Annotated in this window: 1 protein-coding gene; it reads right to left on the bottom strand. The window is 71.2% G+C overall.

From position 1 onward, the window contains the following. Positions 1-240 (bottom strand): acyl-CoA carboxylase biotin carboxyl carrier protein subunit (locus tag IE312_RS38650; RefSeq protein WP_229899134.1); only part of this gene is annotated, 240 nt, incomplete at both ends.

Here is a 240-nt window from a genome sequence, read left to right as displayed (position 1 = left end):
CCTTGATGGTGCCCGCCTTGTGGGCGTTCAGGGGCTGCTCCATCTTCATGGCCTCCAGGACGACGACCAGGTCACCCTCCTGCACCTCCTGGCCCTCCTCCACGGCGACCTTGACGATCGTGCCCTGCATGGGCGAGGCGAGGGTGTCGCCGGAGGCGACCGGACCGGACTTCTTCGCCGCGCGGCGCTTCGGCTTGGCACCGGCCGCCAGGCCCGTGCGGGCCAGGGACATCCCGAGCG

The sequence above is a fragment of the Streptomyces capoamus genome (assembly GCF_014654935.1).
Classification (GTDB): Bacteria; Actinomycetota; Actinomycetes; order Streptomycetales; family Streptomycetaceae; genus Streptomyces; species Streptomyces capoamus.
This window is presented reverse-complemented; position numbering and strand designations above follow the sequence as displayed.